This window comes from Microbulbifer sp. Q7, assembly GCF_001639145.1.
Taxonomy (GTDB): Bacteria; Pseudomonadota; Gammaproteobacteria; order Pseudomonadales; family Cellvibrionaceae; genus Microbulbifer.
Window position 1 is genome coordinate 1,680,872 of the sequence record NZ_LROY01000002.1, and the last position, 18,546, is coordinate 1,699,417.

10 protein-coding genes are annotated in these 18,546 nt (G+C 56.9%); 6 read left to right on the forward strand and 4 right to left on the reverse strand.

What is annotated here, in order from left to right:
* Positions 1-76: 76 nt before the first annotated feature.
* Positions 77-463, forward strand: a complete 387-nt coding sequence (locus AU182_RS12735; RefSeq protein WP_066965807.1) for a DUF2750 domain-containing protein — start codon at positions 77-79, stop codon at positions 461-463.
* A gap of 67 nt (positions 464-530) precedes the next feature.
* Here the strand turns inward: AU182_RS12735 and AU182_RS12740 are convergent, their stop codons facing one another.
* Positions 531-1,697 carry a GGDEF domain-containing protein gene (locus AU182_RS12740; protein ID WP_066965810.1) on the reverse strand — a complete coding sequence of 389 codons (1,167 nt, stop codon included), beginning with the start codon at positions 1,695-1,697 and terminating at the stop codon, positions 531-533.
* A 399-nt stretch (positions 1,698-2,096) separates the two neighbouring features.
* Between AU182_RS12740 and AU182_RS12745 the strand changes: the two genes are divergently transcribed.
* The 5 genes from AU182_RS12745 (at position 2,097) to AU182_RS12765 (ending at position 14,619) form a co-directional block, all read left to right on the forward strand.
* On the forward strand, positions 2,097-3,302 hold the full coding sequence (locus AU182_RS12745; RefSeq protein ID WP_066968093.1) for an AraC family transcriptional regulator: 1,206 nt from the start codon (positions 2,097-2,099) through the stop codon (positions 3,300-3,302).
* Between the two features lie 317 nt (positions 3,303-3,619).
* Complete coding sequence (locus AU182_RS12750; protein ID WP_227718251.1) at positions 3,620-8,611, forward strand: fibronectin type III domain-containing protein; 4,992 nt, start codon at positions 3,620-3,622, stop codon at positions 8,609-8,611.
* A 66-nt stretch (positions 8,612-8,677) separates the two neighbouring features.
* Complete coding sequence (locus AU182_RS12755; protein ID WP_193754342.1) at positions 8,678-12,118, forward strand: carbohydrate binding domain-containing protein; 3,441 nt, start codon at positions 8,678-8,680, stop codon at positions 12,116-12,118.
* A gap of 55 nt (positions 12,119-12,173) precedes the next feature.
* Entirely contained in the window at positions 12,174-13,625 is a 1,452-nt protein-coding gene (locus AU182_RS12760; RefSeq protein WP_227718252.1) for a glycoside hydrolase family 125 protein, read from the forward strand.
* A gap of 4 nt (positions 13,626-13,629) precedes the next feature.
* A complete protein-coding gene (locus AU182_RS12765; RefSeq protein WP_066965817.1) occupies positions 13,630-14,619 on the forward strand; it encodes a glycoside hydrolase family 43 protein in 990 nt (329 codons plus the stop codon).
* 223 nt (positions 14,620-14,842) lie between these two features.
* On the opposite strand, the gene AU182_RS12770 is transcribed toward AU182_RS12765, so the two are convergent.
* The 3 genes from AU182_RS12770 to AU182_RS12780 form a co-directional block, all read right to left on the reverse strand.
* Positions 14,843-15,664 carry a phytanoyl-CoA dioxygenase family protein gene (locus AU182_RS12770; RefSeq protein ID WP_066965821.1) on the reverse strand — a complete coding sequence of 274 codons (822 nt, stop codon included), beginning with the start codon at positions 15,662-15,664 and terminating at the stop codon, positions 14,843-14,845.
* Between the two features lie 150 nt (positions 15,665-15,814).
* The gene (locus AU182_RS12775; protein WP_066965823.1) at positions 15,815-17,242 is read right to left on the reverse strand and encodes a sugar MFS transporter; all 1,428 of its coding nucleotides are present in this window, start codon (positions 17,240-17,242) and stop codon (positions 15,815-15,817) included.
* A gap of 57 nt (positions 17,243-17,299) precedes the next feature.
* Positions 17,300-18,358 (reverse strand): ROK family protein, encoded by a 1,059-nt coding sequence (locus tag AU182_RS12780; protein ID WP_066965826.1) that lies wholly within the window; start codon positions 18,356-18,358, stop codon positions 17,300-17,302.
* Between the last annotated feature and the right edge of the window lie 188 nt (positions 18,359-18,546).

Consider the following 18,546-nt stretch of genomic DNA (forward strand, 5'->3'; position numbering starts at 1 on the left):
TCACAAAGGTCAAACACCCGGTTAAAAAACACGTAAAATGGTCACTCTAGTCCTCCTCAAGATAGCGAGCTGAACCATGAGTACCGACGACCTGAAAGCAATCCTCGACCTGGACTGTGAAGCCCGCTACGAATACTTCCTGGACCTGGTGGGTGAGGAGCGCGAGATATGGATCCTGATCAACCGGGATGAGCACTTCCTCAAGTTGCACTCGGAGGACCAGGGCGGCTTTGAATACCTGCCGATCTGGCCCAGCACCGAGTTTGCCGAGGCGTTTGCCACGGAGGATAGCGAGCTGCAACCGCGCAGCGTTCCCCTGCCCCAGTTTCTGAACCGCTGGCTTCCGGGGCTGGAAAAAGACGGCATCGACATCGGTGTTTTCCCCGGCTCGGATGAAAGCGTGTGGATTACCGGGCCCAACGATCTCGGAAACGACCTGAGAGAGGAACTGAACCGCTTCTGATCGCGCGGGAGACTTGCGCCAAGCTGCGGCGTGGTGCGCGATTCTGGTTTTGCCTATCGATTGTTATCTATCCGGCGACCAGCTCGGCTCTCTTGTCACCGACCAGCTGGCCGGATCTCTGGCAATAGAAGTGGTACTGGTTGCGGCCGTGGTTTTTTGCCATATACAGGGCAGTATCCGCATTTTCGATCAGGCTCTCCGGCTTGGCTGGAAACTCCCCTTGCACAGTCGTTCCCCCAATGCTGACCGTCACCAGCTCGCCGCCATCCACCCGGCCCGCGTGGGGAATAGCGCTCTCGCGAATCGCCCGCTGAATCCGCTCCACCACATTGTTGAGCCCGGCCATATCGGTGTTCGGCAACAGCAGTGCAAACTCTTCCCCCCCGTAGCGGGCAATCAGCTCCCCACTACGCCGGAGACACCCGGCAATGGCATCACTCACCAACCGCAGACAATGATCACCAGATACATGCCCATAATGATCGTTATAGGCCTTGAAGTGATCGATATCCAGCAGCAAGAGAGACAATGGCTGGTCATGGCGAGCAGCCCGGTCCAGCTCTTTTTGCAGGGCCTCATCAAAATGGCGCCGATTGGCGAGCCCGGTCAGGCCATCCAGCTGCGACAGCGCTCGCAACTGAATATTCAATTCAATCGCACGCACAATAGACCGGTATACCGGCGCCGATGCGAGCAAGATCACCGCGCCGTATAGAAACAATGCCGCGGCCAGGATCCGTGCGCGATCGCCACCGTCGAGGAGCAAAAGCAATATGCCAGGCACCACCACCGGCATAAAAAACGAGAGCAGTGTTTTCGGGTGCGAAGCATATCCCACCACTGCACAGGCACTCAGTCCCATCACCCACAGGCACACCACAGACAGGAAGAATGGATCCCCGGCGGGGACAAATGCTACCCAGGCCATGCCGTACAGGCTTCCCTGCAGCGCCGCCATCACTGCAAAGTAGAGACCCCAGCGTTCACACTGGGCAATATCGTTTTCATGCCGTCGATAGCGGAAATACAGCGGCACCCGAGCGATAGAAACGGCCGTGAGTAGCGTCAGCCACAGCAGCAGTAATAGAGAAGAGGCCACATCCCAGAAGCTCGCAACCAGCAGAGTACCGGCAATCGGGTGGCTTATCGCAAGTGTCCACGTGTGCTGGTACACGTTGGCTATTTTTTGGGCTTGCACCTGTTGCCGAAGGCTGGGCTTTTGTGCGGTCATCATTGGCTATTTTTGTAGAGCTGGGCACGAATTGTCGTGATCTTGCTGGTTTAGTTCAAGTTTTGTGTTTGTGGGAGCGCGCAGCAAACAGGGTATCCCGCTCGCGCAAGCCGTCAGCGAAAACCACTGAGCCCGATTTGCCCGGCCAACAAGGGCATCGCCCAGGGCAGCCAAATCCACTAAGATTGCCGATGCAAACACCCGGCCATGGGGAAAACTCCATGATCCGCGATCGCGCTTTCCCTTGCTTCCAGCCGCTGGCCGTAAGTCATAAACGCGCCGTTTCACTGAGTGACCCAGGTTAAACAGGTATAAAAATTGTCCAGCACCGGAATAATAAATCCGAGCCTAATGCTACTTTTTACCCCGCTCTATCTCTGGGCCAGCGTCCAGTCTGCCATCATGAGCCAGTTGATTCTGGTGGTGAACCGCTGCACCGCAAATATCTTTCTGGCGATGTTTTTCCTGTTCACGGGAGTGAATGCCGCCTTTCAATACCTGCTGGTATTCACAGACTTCCGGCTCACGCATCCGGAGTATGTCTTTGTCTCAGATGTCATTGGGCTGTGCTACGGACCGGTATTGTATCTGTACTATCGCTATTTATTGGTAGAGAAGTTTAATGCGCGCGACCTCCTCCACTTCGTACCTGCAGCGCTCTTTCTTGCCTATTTTTTCCTGTACGAAGTCCTTTGGGCGGGCCCCTTTCAGTACGAAAACTATATTGACCAGCCGCAACATGTCGCCGTGTTGTGCGCCATTATGTTATCGAATTTCGTTTACCTTACCCTGTGTATTTTCTCCATTCGACAGCGCAAAAGTGGACGAGGCAACCACGAATTCCATTTGATCACACTGCTGGAATTTTTAATTGGCGCTTTGCTGCTAAAAAGTGTGTTCAACGTTTTTGTGTTTGGATTTCACTCCATCCTGGGCACCGACATCATGGACATGGTGCGCACCATCAAGGATATGGTTTTTATTGGTACGAACCTGGTCATCATCACCGGCGCACAGATTTTCTTTCTCCGCTACCCGGAAGTGCTGAACAGAGACTGGTTCGAGCGCGATACCCAGCAAGCAGACACCTCTGACTCGCTGCCGCAGCAGAAATCCCCACCAGCAGTAACTCCGGTGTCTCCACCGGCTGAGCGACATACCACCACGCCCGCTGCCGCCGAGCGGGACACCCCCACCGCCGCCTCCGGGAACGAACCGCCTCCCCCCCCGCCGCGATCGCCTGTGCCGGATGAACAGGCGCGGGCGTGTATCGAGAGACTCAACCGGCTGGTGGACGACAAGCGTATGTTCCTAAACGCGGAGCTCACAGAAAAAGACCTGGCCGAAGCACTGGAGGTCCCCTCATATTACTTATCCAAGGTGCTGAACCAGCACCTGGGCAAACGGTTTAACGAGTATATTAATGAACGCCGTGTCGCTGAGGCGCAGCGCCTGCTTACGGCAAAAGAATCGGCCAATCGCACCATGTTTGCGATTTCGCTGGACTCCGGTTTCAAGTCAGAGTCGGTTTTTTACACCAACTTCAAGAAATTCAGCGGCTGCACGCCCCGCGTGTACAAACTCCGCCACCAGGCGACAAAGAGCTGAGCAAGCGCCCCCCAAAGGGGCGCGATCCACCCGCTCAATCGGCTGAAGCCCTTCAAATCCCCTCCCCGCGATACCTCACCGCTCTTGGCGGACCCGCTGCACAAAAATGGCAGTGTGGCGCAAATATTCGCCAATCATGCCCGACTTTGACTCATGTTGAGTTGATTGTGATTGCTTTTGAAATATACTGATTGCCGCAGTACCGGTCACCCGATGCTGTCTGCTGCCCGCTGTTTCGGTAGCCGTGCCAGAAGTGGATGACCACTCGGGGGCCGAACGCCGGCCCGCACACTTACAAAAACAATAAGTAGGCGATCATGAGAAAACTTCTATTGGGCAGCATAGCCATGCTATGCCTGCAGCCGAGTTTCGCCCAACAGCACTGGGAGCCGTTAAATCCCGGTGCGGGCGGTCAAGTCCAGGACGTAGTAGCCGACCCCAACCAGGCCAATGTGGTGTATATGGCCTCGGATATGGAAGGTGTTTATAAAAGCACCGACAATGGCGAGCACTGGCATATCACTGGCCACCTGGTGAACAACCGGGTGTTTTCGGTAACCGTAAAACCGGGTAATTCCAACGAGGTGTTCGTGGGCACCCTGTACGGTCTGCACACCTCCAGCGACGCTGGCAGCAGCTACCGGCTGGTGCCGGAAACCGAAAACCACTCCATCGGCGCCGTGTCGTTCAAGCCGGACAACCCGAACCACGTCATCGCAGCACCTGGCTGGCGCGACGATGACGACTTCATCGGCAAATTTGGTGAATCCAATACGGGCCCCGGCACCATCTTCCTGTCACAAAATGGCGGCGCCAGCTGGCAAGAAATCACCTTCAGCAGTGACACGGCGCGGGACCGCAATATCTACACCGTCAGTTTCGATACCAGCAACCCGCAGGTTGTGTACCTGGGCTCAAACAAGGGTGTATTCAAGAGTACCGATGCGGGCTTCAACTGGACCCGCCTGCCAGATCCGGCGGGCGATCGCCCACGCAATCGCGGTGTGGCAGTGAGCCCCGACGGCAAGGTGCTCTACGCGAGCTACTCCACCGATGTGGCTGACGTACGCTACAACAGCAACTGGCTGCTGTATGCCACACGCACTGATAGCGTCAACTGGCAGCAGGTCACCGGAGGCCTTGAAGGCAACCGTCGTTACTGGTACCCGGAAGTAGACCCGCGCTCGACCGGTGACAGCCACAAGGTACTTCTCGGCGCGGTAAAAGACCGCTTTGGCGTATACGAGGGCACCTTTAACTGGGGCGCTTCCGGTACTCTGGATCAGTATTACTGGCAGAAAATCTGGAACAATTACGACGGCAGCTACGACATCGGCTGGGACTATGCCAACCCGCCCAATGCACGCTTTGCCCACTACACGCCGGCCACCGGCGGCTGGGAACGGGGCGTTTGGTCCACCACCAACCAGACCATGTTCTATGCCAGTCATAATGCGGGTGACAACAGCTACACCTGGTACAACAAGTACTCCACCCCGAATAACAATATTCAGGTGTGGTGGTACGACACCGCCTGGCCGACCTATGCCGGCAAGGGCACCGAAAGTACTTATACCTACGATGTGGCCGTACACGATAACTATGTGATTCAGGGCCAGGCAGACAACGGGCTGGTAGAGAGCTGGGATGGCGGTATCTCCTGGAGCAATATGCAGCACCGTCGCCCCGGAGGACTCAACCTTTCCGATGTGCAGGCGGTCGATATTGCCGATGCGTGGGGCACCCCCACGGCGGTTGCCCAGGCCACCTCCGGTTACGGCGGCGGCGCGCAGAACGGTCGCTTGTGGGCGAAAAAGCTCGTCAATCACGACCCCACGGATCAGTGGGTGGAACTTGCCGGTGGCCCATCTGAAAAAGCCGGTCTGCCCAAAGGCGTGCTGCGCGATGTTGCGGTTTCCCCGGTGAACCCGGCCAAGGTGTTTATGTTCTCCTCCAACTACGGCCTGTATATGGTGGAAGACATTGGCCGCGCGCTGGACTATCACGCCCGTGGTGAAGAGCTTCCGGTCACCCTGATTTATGAAGGCCTGAGCAACGCCGACGCGCGCAGCGCCCGCACCATTGCCCCCCACCCCACCAATGAAGACGTCGTGTTCTTCAGCTCCACCGGTGGTACCCAGGGCGTGTGGCGCGGCGAGAAACAGGCCGATGGCACCTGGGCGTTTGAGCAAAAAGTCACGACTTCCGGCTGGGATCACGAAGTCCACGCCTGGGAGCACAACGGCACCGTCTACCTGATGAACTTTGCCAAAGGTGGTGGCCCCGGCCTCAGCGACGGCAACAACTGGCAGGTACTGCTCTCCACCGACGAGGGCGAAACCTGGAGCAAAGCATTTACCCCGGCCGACGCCATGAACATTCGCCCCACCTCTAATCTGGTGTGGTGGGACGCGGTCGGTGATCGCTTCGGCTTCGCTGGTAAAGGCGGCTCCGCGGCCTATGCCGACAAGATGCTGGTGAGTTATTACGACCACTCGCTACAGGTTGGCTACGGCGTATTTCTCGGCACCATCCAGAGCAATGGCTCCGTAACCTGGGAAGACATCACCGGCGATATGCACTTCTCCGGCATGACCGGGTCGCGCTTTATCGAAACCGACGGCATGATGCGGATCTATTCCGCGACGCCCGGTGCCGGTCTGTGGCGCACCGATATGCCCACGCTGCCGCTGCCGGCAAAGCCGTTCAGCGCCCCCTCTGCACCGTCCTCGCTGGGAGGTAGTCTCGATGCACCAACCAACACCATCAACCTGAACTGGAGCGACTCCGCCAACAACGAACAGGGCTTCCGTATCGAGCGCAGTACCAGCGGCGGCAGCTTTGTGACCGTTGGCCAGGTAGGCCCCAACACCACCTCCTATACCGACTTCGACCTCGCCGGTTATACGGATTACACCTACCGGGTGTATGCGTTCAACGATGTGGGCGAGTCCGGCTATTCCAACAGCAGCACCACCACCTCCGGTGAACCGGTTATTCCGCCGGTACCCTGTGAGCCGGTGAACCTGACTCCGGACGGCCACTTTAGCGGCGGCATGGGCGGCTGGAACCTGTACGTCAACACCGGTGCCAGTGCGGTGGCCTCTGGCGCAACGGGCGTGGAATCCGGGTTTGGCGAAGGCGATTCCCTGCACGTGGCTATCAGTCAGGCCAGCAACACCAACGATGTGCAGCTGCAACGCGGCTTCGGAAAACTGGAGCCGGGCAAGAAGTACGCGCTGATGTTCACCGCAAAATCGGCCGCTGCGCGCAGCATCGAGGTGAAAATCCACCAGGCCAGCAGCCCGTGGTGGAACATCAAAAATGCAGACGTTTTGCAGCTCACCACCAGTCCGCAAACCTTTACCCTGCTCTACGAGCCGGATGTGGACTTCGGCAACCTGAATCTGGGTATATTCCTCGGTGGTGACAACGCGGATGTGTGGGTCGACGAGGTCAGCCTGCAACAGTACTGCGATGAACCCGGAAGCGGCAGCAGCAGCGGCGGCAGTTCCAGCAGCAGCTCCAGTTCCAGTTCCAGTTCCAGTTCCAGTTCCAGTTCCAGTTCCAGTTCCAGTTCCAGCAGTAGCTCCAGCAGTAGCTCCAGTAGTTCAAGCAGTAGTTCAAGCAGTAGTTCAAGCAGCAGTGGCGGTGGCTCATCCAGCAGCAGCTCGAGCAGCAGCGGCGGCAGTACCTCCAGCAGCAGTGGTGGTGGCAGTGGTAGCTGGGGCCCGCCCGCAACCATTAACGTGGACGTGCTCTCCGCGACCTCTGCACGCATCAGCTGGAGCACCGTTACCGACGCCGTAACCTATGATGTGCAGCGCCAGATCGCCGGTGATTCCGTGTGGCGCAAAGCCGAGTACGACGTTGCCGGCACCTCTGTGGTGTTGAGTGGTCTGGACGAAGGAGGTACTTACAGCTTCCGCGTGAAATCCCGCAACGCAGCGGGCCAGGCAACCACCTGGACCACCTCCGGACAGTACACCCTGAGTGACGCCATCACGCTGGAAGCACCACAAAACCTGAGTGCCTCCGCGCAATCTTCCAGTTCGATCGCGCTGGTTTGGGACGCCGTGGTCAATGGGGAAAGCTACGAGGTGCAACGTCGTACCGCAGGTGGCAGCTGGGCAACCATCGCGACCCCGGCCGGTACAGCGGCAACCGACTCCGGTCTCTCAGCAGAAACCACCTACGAGTATCAGGTGCGCGCCATCAATGGCAGCGTGCAGTCCGAGTGGTCGTCGTTGGCTTCCGCCACCACGCAGGCGGAAGCCAGTGGTGTGTTCGGGCCACCCACCGGCCTGGTGGTGGAAGTGCTGTCCAGCACTTCGGTGCGACTCAGCTGGAACCCGGTAGTGGATGCCGTCACTTACGACGCGCAGAAACAACTGCAAGGCGACATCTGGCGCAAAGGTGAGTACGACATCACCGGCACCAGTGTGGTACTGGACGGACTGACCGCGGGAGAAACCTACACCTTCCGCGTCAAGTCCCGCAACGCCAGTGGCTCCGCGACCACCTGGACCACCTCCACCACTATTGTGGTGGATGGCGGCCAGGCCCAGGTCACCGAGCAGCCTGCCACCAACAACGAAGGAGAGCAGCCCGCAAGGGCTGCTGTTTCCCTCACCTTTTCTTCACATGCCTTCCTCGCGGAAGGCATTTCCCTGGGCGGCACACTGCACAATGTTGCCGTGAGCCTCGACCAGGCCAGCTATGGTGCCGGTAGCGGCCACAAGGCCTACATCAAGCCCGAAGACTACAAACTGCAGATCACACCGCAGCTTGCCAGCGGCAAAGTCACCTGCCCCGGTATCGACGGCCCGGGCCTGAAAGGTTTTGACGGCGCTGACGCAATCAATGGTGTGCAATGCCAGTGGAAATCGGCACCCGGCGGCAATGCGGAAATCGTGCCCTTCACCCTCGCCCTGACCGCATCCGGTGGTGATGCCTCACCCTACTTCAAGGGGGTCAATGAAGACGGCAAAACCCTGCGCGGCACTGTTGCCCCGGTGGACAGCACCGGCGCGCCTACCGGTGAGAACTTTGCCCTTAGCCTGACACTCGACCAGCTTTCCTACCGCAACGGCAGCAGCCACAAAGCCTGGCTGAAAGCCGAGTACGCCGGCCACAAGCTCGACACCAGTGCGCTGGACAACGGTGTGCGTATCGTCAGCTGCAACCACGGCATGACCACCCATCAGGTCGACGGCATTTACGGCCAGAAGCCCGTGGTGACCTGCCAGTGGAAACGCGGCAATGGCGATCAGCCCGCCTGGAATCAGGGCAGTGTTGAGCTGCTATAAACCACGCTGAAACTTGCTGCGCGCATCATCCGAATAGAAAAGCAGACAAAATAAAAACAGGTGATCATGAGAAACCTACTGATCGGTGGCATAGCCCTGCTATGCCTTCAGCCCACCCATGCCCAGCAACACTGGGAACCACTCAATCCCGGTGCCGGCGGCCAGATTCAGGACGTTGTTGCAGACCCCAACCAGGCCAATACCGTGTACCTGGCATCGGATATGGAGGGGGTTTACAAAAGCACAGACAACGGCGAGAGCTGGCATATAACCGGCCAACTGGTGAACAACCGCGTCTACGCGGTAGCCGTGGAACCGGGCGATGCCAACTCCGTTTTTGTCGGAACTCTTTATGGGCTCCACCGATCAAGTGACGGAGGCAACAGTTACCAGTTAGTGCCGGAAACGGAAAACCGCTCCATCGGCGCCATCGCTTTTAAACCCGATGACACCAACCATGTGATCGCGGCACCGGGCTGGCGTGATGACGATGATTTTATCGACACGTTTGGGGAATCAAACACTGGTAGCGGCGCTATTTTTCTTTCGCAAGACGGAGGTGACAGCTGGCAGGAAATCACCTTTGACAGTAATACCACTACCGATCGCAATATCTACACGGTCAATTTCGACCCCAGCAATCCTCAGGTGGTTTACCTGGGATCCAATAAAGGGGTATTCAAAAGCAGCGACGCCGGTTTCAACTGGACCCGCGTTGCCGACCCGGCGACAGATCGCCCACGCAACCGTGGTGTGGCACTGAGCCCCGACGGCAAGGTGCTGTATGCCAGCTACTCCACCGATGATGCCCAGAATGGTAACTGGCTACTCTACGCCACCCGCACTGACTCGATTGACTGGCAGCCCATCAGCGAAGGACTCGCGGAAAACAAGCGCTACTGGTATCCGGAAGTGGACCCCCGCTCAACCGGGGATAGCCATAAAGTCCTTCTGGGGGCGGTGCACGACCGCTTTGGTTTGTATGAAGGTACGTTTGACTGGAGCGCAACCGGCAGCCTGACCGGATTTACCTGGCTGAAAATCTGGGGTGACTACGATGGCAGCTACGACATCGGCTGGGACTACGCCGATCCGCCCAATGCCCGTTTCGCCCATTACACACCAGCTACGGGCAACTGGGAGCGCGGCATCTGGTCTACCACCAACCAGGCCATGTTCTTCGCGCAATACGATACAAGTTCAGCGAGCTACGACTGGCTGAATAAATACTCCACACCAAATTACAACAGCCCGGTGATGTGGTGGGATGCGACCTGGCCAACCTACTCCGGAAAAGGAACGGAAAGTACCTATACTTATGACGTGGCGGTGTATAAAAACTACGTCATTCAGGGCCAGGCGGACAACGGCCTGATGGAAAGTTGGGACGGCGGAAAATCCTGGAACAATATGCAGCACCGCCGAGACGGTGGGTTGAGCCTGTCCGATGTGCAGGCGGTGGATATTGCCGATGCTTGGGGGACACCGACCGTCGTCGCACAGGCGACTTCCGGCTACGGCGGAGCCGCCCACGACGGCCGTTTGTGGGCAAAAAAACTCAATAACCTCGACCCCAGTGACCAGTGGGTAGAACTCGCCGGAGGCCCATCTGAAAAAGCCGGTCTGCCCAAGGGTGTGTTGCGCGATGTTGCCGTTTCCCCGGTGAACCCGGCCAAGGTGTTTATGTTCTCCTCCAACTACGGTCTGTATGTGGTGGAAGACATTGGCCGCGCGCTGGACTATCACCGTCAGGGAAAAGAGCTACCGGTTAAATTGATTTACGAGGGACTGAGCAACAGCAGTGCGCGGATCGCGCGCACCATTGCGCCCCACCCCACCAACGAAGATGTCGTATTCCTCAGTTCCACTGGCGGCGCCCAGGGTGTATGGCGTGGTGAAAAGCAGCCCAACGGCCGCTGGGATTTTGAGCGTGTGCTAAGCACCTCCGGCTGGGATCATGAGGTGCATGCGTGGGCACACAACGGCACCGTATACCTGATGAACTTTGCCCAGGGTGGAGGTTCCGGACTATCCGATGGCGACAATTGGCATGTACTTTTGTCCACCGACGAGGGCCAAACCTGGTCCCGGGTTTTCGCCCCAGCCGATGCAATGGGCATCCGCCCAGCGACCGGCCTGGCATGGTGGGATGCAGTGGGCGAACGCTTCCGATTCGCCGGCAAAGGTGGCTCGGCGGCTTATCAAGACAAACTACTGGTAAGCTATTACGACCACAGCCTGCAATTAGGCTACGGAGTGTTCCTGGGCACCATCCAGTCCGACAACGCCGTAACCTGGCAAGACGTGACCGGCGACCTGCACTTCTCCGGTATGACCTCTTCACGTTTTGTCGAGTACAACGGCATGATGCGCGTCTATTCGAGCACGCCCGGGGCAGGCCTGTGGCGTACAGACATGCCCAGCTTGCCACTTCCTCCAAAAGCCACCGAAGCGCCCAGTGCGCCAACAGATCTCGACAGCGGCCTGAATGCCGACACCATCCAGCTGCAGTGGACCGATAACGCCGACAATGAACAGGGCTTTCGCATCGAGCGCAGCCGCGAGGGTGGCAGTTTCGTGACGGTGGGCCAGGTTGGTCGCAATGCCAGCGCCTACCGCGACTTTGATCTCGAACCACACACCGAATACCGCTACCGCGTCTACGCGTTTAACTCCGTGGACAACTCCACCCTATCCAATACCAGCGACATTACTACCGATGCGTTGATCCCCCCTCCCGAGCAGTGTGAAGCCATCAACATTACACCAGATGGCGACTTCACCGGTGGCATGGGTAGCTGGAGCCTCTATGTAAACAGTGCTTCAGGAGCGGAGGCCTCAGCCAGTACTGGCCCGGAGGCAGATTTTGGTACCGGCGACGCACTGCATATCAACATTAGCCAAGCCAACGCCACCAACGATATCCAGTTGCAGCGCAGCTTCGGAAAACTGGAACCGGGCAAAGAATATAGTTTGTCCTTTACCGCCAAATCCGAGTCAGCGCGCAGTGTCGAAATTAAAATTCATCAGTCCAGCTCACCGTGGCAAAACCTGAAAGATGCTGACATTGCGCAACTCAATAGCACGCCCCAGGACTTTACCTTTGAGTACGCGCCAGCGTCCGATTTGGGGCACTTGTCACTCGGCTTCTTCCTGGGCGACGACGCCAATGATCTGTGGATCGACAACGTCGTTCTGCAACAGCTATGCGATCCCTCTGACGATGATGGCAGCTCGAGTAGTAGCTCCAGTAGTAGCTCCAGTAGTAGCTCCAGCAGTAGCTCGAGTAGCAGCTCAAGTGGCAGCGAGTCTGGCTCGGGCTCAGGATCCACGCCGATCAACACTTCCGCTGGTAGCTCCGGCAGCAGCGGCGGCAGCTTTTCACCGTTGGCAGCAGCGGCAATGATGGTCATAGCCATCTTGCGGATATTCCGGCAGTGGGTGCCCTGCCAGCGCGGCCGGCGCCGCCTCTGGCGTTGTGCCCTATCCCACCAGAACACACAGTAGTAACAAGAAGAAGCGAGTAACCGTTATGCAGCAAAAAATCGTTCACCCAAGACGCATGCTTCTCAAGCAAGGTGCGGGCCTGCTGGGGCTCGCCCTGGCGCCGATTGCCCGCGCAAACACAGTACCCGGTAACACTCCACTGGCACCAGGGGCTGACCGTGGAGGGCTGGTTTCGAACCGCCCGCCGGTTTCCCAACGCACGTTTACCAGCAGTGCTGTCGAGAACAGTATCGAGCGGGTCAGCAACGCCATCAAGAATCCAGAGCTTCGCTGGCTGTTTGAAAACTGCTACCCGAATACCCTCGACACCACCGTCGATTTCGAATGGATCGATGGCAAACCAGACACCTTCATCATAACCGGCGACATCGACGCTATGTGGCTGCGTGACAGCACCGCCCAGGTCTGGCCCTACATGAGCCTGATTAACGAAGATGAAAAGATTCGCAACCTGATCGGCGGCCTGGTGAATCGGCAGGTGAAATGTATCCTGCGGGACCCCTACGCCAACGCCTTTTACAAGGACCTCAGTAAAGAATCCCAGTGGGCCAGCGATGAACCGACGCCCATCGACGGCGTACACGAGCGTAAATGGGAGATCGACTCCCTGTGCTATGTGATTCGCCTGTCCGACGGCTACTACCGTGCAACCGGCGATACCAGCATCTTCGACGAGCACTGGCAGCAAGCGATGCAGGAAGTGCTCAAGGTATTCCGCACCGAGCAGCGCAAGCAGGGAGAAAGCCCCTATCGGTTCGTACGGGTATCCGGGCGCATGATCGACGCCCCGGTATTCGAAGGCACCGGCCGCCCGGTCAATCCGGTAGGTCTTATCGCCTCCGCCTTCCGCCCCTCCGACGACGCCACCGTATTCCCGTTCCTGGTGCCCTCCAACATCTTCGCCATGCTGTCACTGCGACAACTGGCGAGCGTTTATGCGGATGTATTGGAACAACCCGAAGCGGCAGCAACCTGCCTAGACTTCGCCAACGAGCTGGATCAGGCCATTCAGGCTCACTGCGTCGCGGAGCATCAGGGATTCGGCAAGATCTATGCGTATGAAGTGGACGGCTTTGGCAACAAACTGTTTATGGACGACGCCAACGTGCCGTCGCTGATGTCCCTGGCCTACCTGGACCCGGCCTTTGCCGACGACCCCATCTACCAGAACACCCGCCGCTTCCTGCTCTCAGACAGCAACCCCTATTTCCTCCGCGGTACCGCCGCCGAGGGCCAGGGCAGCCCGCACACCGGCAAGGAGAAGATCTGGCCCATGGGGATCATCCTGCGCGCCATGACCGCCAGCGACGAAAAAGAAATCATCCACTGCCTGCGCATGCTGAAAAACACCCATGCAGATACCGGGTTTATGCATGAAGCATTTCACAAGGACGATCCAAAAGACTTCAACCGCGCCTGGTTTGCCTGGGCCAACACGTTGTTTGGGGAATTACTGGTGAACCTGCAGCGCGAAAAACCTGAAATACTGGCAATGCGGAATATTTGACTCCATGTTGAAATTTTCTAAATACACTTCGCGCCTGGCCCTGTGCCTCGCCACTTGCGCAATCGTCTCCTGCTCGGGAGACTTGCGCGCAAGTGAGCGCACCCTCACCTGGAAAAACCCCATCATCGAAGAATACCTCGCCGATCCCTGCGTGTATTTTCACAACGGGTTTTACTACCTCATGGCCACAGGGAAAGCGCCTGACGGGCGGGGAATCCAGATCTACAAATCTTCCGACCTGCAACAGTGGACCTTCGTGCGAGGCGCGGTAGAACCGGGCGGACCAGAAGACTGGAACTGGAAACACTTCTGGGCGCCGGAGGTGATCGAGATCGACGACAAGTTTTACCTCTACTACACCGCATCACCAGAAGATTCACCCAACAATCGCGGCAACCGCGTGGGTGTCGCCGTCGCTAGCGACATTGAAGGTCCATATAAGGACCTTGGTGTCGTGATCCCGCACGGCTCCATCGACGGACACCCGTTCCGCGACCGCGATGGCCAGATGTATATGTACTACACCATCGAGCAGTACAACGCCACGGGCTTGACCGCCGGCAACATCTACATGGAAAAGATGACCTCCCCCACAAGCGTCGACGGCAAGCCCGTAAAAATATTCGACCAGTACGGCTGGCAGGAAGGGCCCATCGTTCAGAATATCGATGGCACTTACGTCATGACATTCAGCGAAGGCGCCTGGACCGACGACACCTACAAAGTCCGCTATGCCACCGCCCAATCGCCCCAAGGCCCATTCAAGGAAGGCGCCAATACCGTATTACAGTCCAATGAAGTGGTGAAAGGCCCCGGGCACCACTTTCTGTTCAAAGATGAAGGCGGCAACGACTGGATCGCCTACCACGGCTGGGACGCAGACTACACCGCGCGCTATCCGCGGATTGATCCGATCGTAATTGGCAAGGAGAAGGTTTATGTGGAGGGCCCGACCTACACGACCCAGAGCTATAAGATATCGAATCAGAACTAAATGAAGGTTAGTGACGGAGATCTGCCCAGTGTAATTAGTGCGGCAGATCAGATTCACGGCAGGCGACTCCTCCATTACACCGACTGTATAATTGGGGTCACCCAGTTGACGGGGCCGGCTAATGGGTAACACCAATTATTTATTTTCGTTACTGGCGTATAAAAGCTGCCCGTTCACAAACTACCAACAGCGTGCAACATTATCTTTGTTAAGACACTGAGATTTACACGTTCTTTCGATCTAGGTTTTTAGAGTACAACAGTGGATTTTGATTATCGTCCGCTAGCAAATCACCTTTTTCTAATTTTTCAAATTGCGATTTCGTTAAAATGTTACGCAGTCCATTAAAAACAGATCCTTCCGGCATATAGGCACAGGTCATGGCTCTCCGCGGATTGGGAGTCATATTTGCATTCGCTCCATGAACCGTTAAACCACAGTGAAATGAACAACTACCCGCCTTCATCGCAGCGGGTACCGCAGTGTATTTTTTTAGTTCCGGGTATTTCTTAAATAACTCATCCATATCTGATGAGAAACCCGCTGGTTCAAAGTGCGTCACCTTGTGGCTACCAGGTAGAAAATATAAGCAACCGTTTTGCAATGTCGCATCGTCAAGAGCAACCCAAATAGACAGTGCCTCGTGGTTGTGGAAAGACCAGTAAGGTGTATCTGTGTGTAATGTGCTTGGATTACCCCACGGCTGCTTAAAAAGCGCCTGGTCGTGCCAAATTCGAACACCATCCACACCCGCCAATTGTGCAGCCATTTTGCCCAATCGCTCGTCATGCATTATATTTTTAATTTCTTCGTTGTCTTGCCAAAGGTTAATTAGCTGATCGAATACTTTATCCACAAACGTACGATCTGCGTCTTCCTCTACCTCATCTCGATCGGGCAGAGCGCGGCCTTTACGTTTATCAACGGCTTCGGTTACCACTTTTCGCCAATGATTAAGTTCTTCTTCATTAAGAAAATCTTCAATCACGATAAAACCGTTTTCACGATAGCATTCAATTTGTTCTTGAGTTAAATCAGTATTCATAGCGCCTCTTTTTTGGTAGTGCACCACCCCTTCTGTAAATTCGCCTGCATATGATTTAGGAGCAGGCCGCTGCTAGACTGATTAAATAATTGAGCACAAAATTGCCCTCAAAACAAATCACCTCAAGCAAGCCATCTCAAGCAAACTACCTCAAGACAGGTCGCGAGCACCGTCCAGCCAGTTATTTTTTTGCGCACGATACCCTCTCGCCCCATAGAAGACGATATACAGGTAGCACGCCGCAGGCACGAGTAGCGAGACATTCAGATCATACGCATCTGCCACCCACCCCATCAGCGGTGGGATCAGCGCCGCGCCCAGAATCGCCATAATCAGCAACGAAGAACCCTGGCTGGTATAGCTGCCGAGATCACGAATCGACAGCGTGAAAATGTTCGACCACATAATGGAGTTAAACAGACCCACCGCGACCACGCACCACAGAGCCCAAAAGCCTTTCTGGTAAAACGCCAGCAACAGTAACACCACACAGGCAACCCCAAAGCCCGCCAGTGTACGGTTTGGCTTAAAACGACACACCGCCATCAAAGCGATATTGACGATAATGAGCAAGCTCCATATTTGCGCGGCCTGCCAGCCAACCAGCAGACCGACACACAGAAACGCGATGCCGGTGACGACCGCGAAATAACCGTACACGCTTTTGCGCTTTGCCCAGTCGGAAAATGCAGCGGCCCCCAAGAATCTGCCCACCATCAGGCCTGCCCAGTAGAGCGCCAGATAGACGCTGGCCTGAACTTCGTTCAGTCCGGCAATTTCCGGCAGACCGAGATACTTGATCAGCACACTACCCAACGCCACCTCGGCGCCGACATACATGAAAATACTCAAGGCACCGAGAAGCAAATGGGTATGCTGGAACACGCCGTAACGGTTCTCGGTTGGGGCTACCGCAGTATGCAGATTGGGCAACTTCACGACCTTAAAGAAAACCGCCATGGCGAGCAATGTGGCTGCCATAAACAGGTACGGGGGCACCACGGTATTTACGTCCGCATCCGCCGCCACATGACTGAAAATCAGCGCGGCGCCGATCACCGGTGCCAATGTCGTACCCAGCGAGTTGAGCGCTTGCGACAGGTTGAGCCGTGCCGAGGCCCCCTTGGGCTCGCCGAGAATGGAAACATAGGGATTGGCCGCGATTTGCAGTACCGCCATTCCCCCCGCCAGCACAAAGAGGGCAACCAGGAAGAACCCGTAACTCATAAACTCCGCCGCCGGCCAGAACAAGGCGCAGCCCACCGACATGACGGCAAGGCCCACACTCAAACCATTCTGGTAGCCAAACCGCACCAGCAAGTCGCCCGCCTTTAACGCATAAACGAAGTACACAAACGACACAATAAAGTAGGCAATAAAGAAGGCAAACTGAACCAGCAGCGCTTGCAGGTTCGTCAAACTGAACACATTTTGCAGGTGGGGAATCAGCACATCGTTGAGGGCGGTAATGAACCCCCACATGAAAAAGAGAATGGTGAGAAACGCCAGTGGAACCAGATAGCCGGTGCTACTGGGAGCAGATACCGCTACAGCATCTTGGGAAGTTGAAATCGCCATTTTTTCGCCTGTTTATTGTTATCGGGTGGTAAATCAGGTACGCGCCTTCGCACACACCTAGGTCATCGCTTCAAATTCGTTTTCCTGGAACGCGGTTGTGACACCTTCGCCCTGCATCGTGTGTGCTGCGTACTGTGCGACGCATAAACTCGCCACATCGCCAATTGCCTCGCCCAGCGCAGCGGGGACCACCTCGCACACCCGCAGGGCGGGCGCGAGGGCCTCAGCCTCCATCACCTGTAGTGCATGGGGGTAGATCAGATCCTGGCACCGGGCAAAGACACTGCCGATCACCACCCTCTGGGGGTTTAGGAGATCAATCAGCAGTGACAGGCCCGCGCCCAGTTTGCGACCAGATTCCGCGAAGATGTCGAGCGCCAGCGGATCACCATTTTTTGCGGCCACGGCCACATCTTTGGTGGTTACTCGCTCCAGGGATCGCACGTCCTCCGCGAAGGCCACTGCCCGCCCCTGCGCCAGCGCGTCCCGAGCCCGCTGTTGCGCCAGCTGTGCAATGCCCGCACCACTGCAGAAACCCTCAAACGAGCCACACTTGCCAAACGCCTGGGGGCCATCGTCTGCGAGTCGCCAGTGTCCCAGCTCGCCAGCGAGATCGTTGGTCCCTGCATAGAGGCGGCCGTCCAGAATCAGGCCAGCACCCAGCCCGGTTCCGAACGTGAGAAACACCAGATTTCGCACACCGCGCCCGGCACCGAGCATCCACTCGGCAAGCGCACCGGCATTGGCATCATTCTGCAACGCCGTGACAGCACCAAAGTGCTCCGAGAAATAGCGCGTAATCGGTACGCCATCCCACCCGGGTAGGTTGGGCGGTGACAGAATCAGTCCCCGCGCGCTATCGAGTGGCCCGCCACAGCTGATGCCAATCGCCTTGATTCCACCGGGGCCGTTGGACGTGAGGCCATGCTTTTGCAGCAGAGAGTCCGCACTCTCCAGTAATGCCTTGATAATGCGGTCGGGGCCGCGCGCGACTTCCGTGGCAAACGACACGCGGTCGACCACATTGAGCGCCGCGTCCCCCAACACCACAGCACACTTGGTGCCGCCGATATCCACTCCGAGGTAACCCGGCTGTGACAGCCGGTTTCTCTTCATATCCCTCTCCATACCCCTCTCAACAGCACTCTCCACACCATCCTGCTCAATGCCAGCCACTCGGCACCTCCTCGAATCAAACTCATCGAATCATCGGCACCCACGTTCCGGCACCCGTACGGCCCCACCACTGGAAAAGATGGTGCACTTAAACTGATTGCTTAAGCTTACACATGATTTATTATGAT

Bases quoted from the DNA above. Each gene is read 5' to 3' on its own strand.
- AU182_RS12755 (WP_193754342.1), top strand. From the start codon at position 8,678: ATGAGAAACCTACTGATCGGTGGCATAGCCCTGCTATGCCTTCAGCCC.
- AU182_RS12740 (WP_066965810.1), bottom strand. From the start codon at position 1,697: ATGATGACCGCACAAAAGCCCAGCCTTCGGCAACAGGTGCAAGCCCAA.
- AU182_RS12750 (WP_227718251.1), top strand. From the start codon at position 3,620: ATGAGAAAACTTCTATTGGGCAGCATAGCCATGCTATGCCTGCAGCCG.
- AU182_RS12765 (WP_066965817.1), top strand. From the start codon at position 13,630: ATGTTGAAATTTTCTAAATACACTTCGCGCCTGGCCCTGTGCCTCGCC.
- AU182_RS12780 (WP_066965826.1), bottom strand. From the start codon at position 18,358: ATGAAGAGAAACCGGCTGTCACAGCCGGGTTACCTCGGAGTGGATATC.
- AU182_RS12775 (WP_066965823.1), bottom strand. From the start codon at position 17,242: ATGGCGATTTCAACTTCCCAAGATGCTGTAGCGGTATCTGCTCCCAGT.
- AU182_RS12735 (WP_066965807.1), top strand. From the start codon at position 77: ATGAGTACCGACGACCTGAAAGCAATCCTCGACCTGGACTGTGAAGCC.
- AU182_RS12760 (WP_227718252.1), top strand. From the start codon at position 12,174: ATGCTTCTCAAGCAAGGTGCGGGCCTGCTGGGGCTCGCCCTGGCGCCG.
- AU182_RS12770 (WP_066965821.1), bottom strand. From the start codon at position 15,664: ATGAATACTGATTTAACTCAAGAACAAATTGAATGCTATCGTGAAAAC.
- AU182_RS12745 (WP_066968093.1), top strand. From the start codon at position 2,097: ATGAGCCAGTTGATTCTGGTGGTGAACCGCTGCACCGCAAATATCTTT.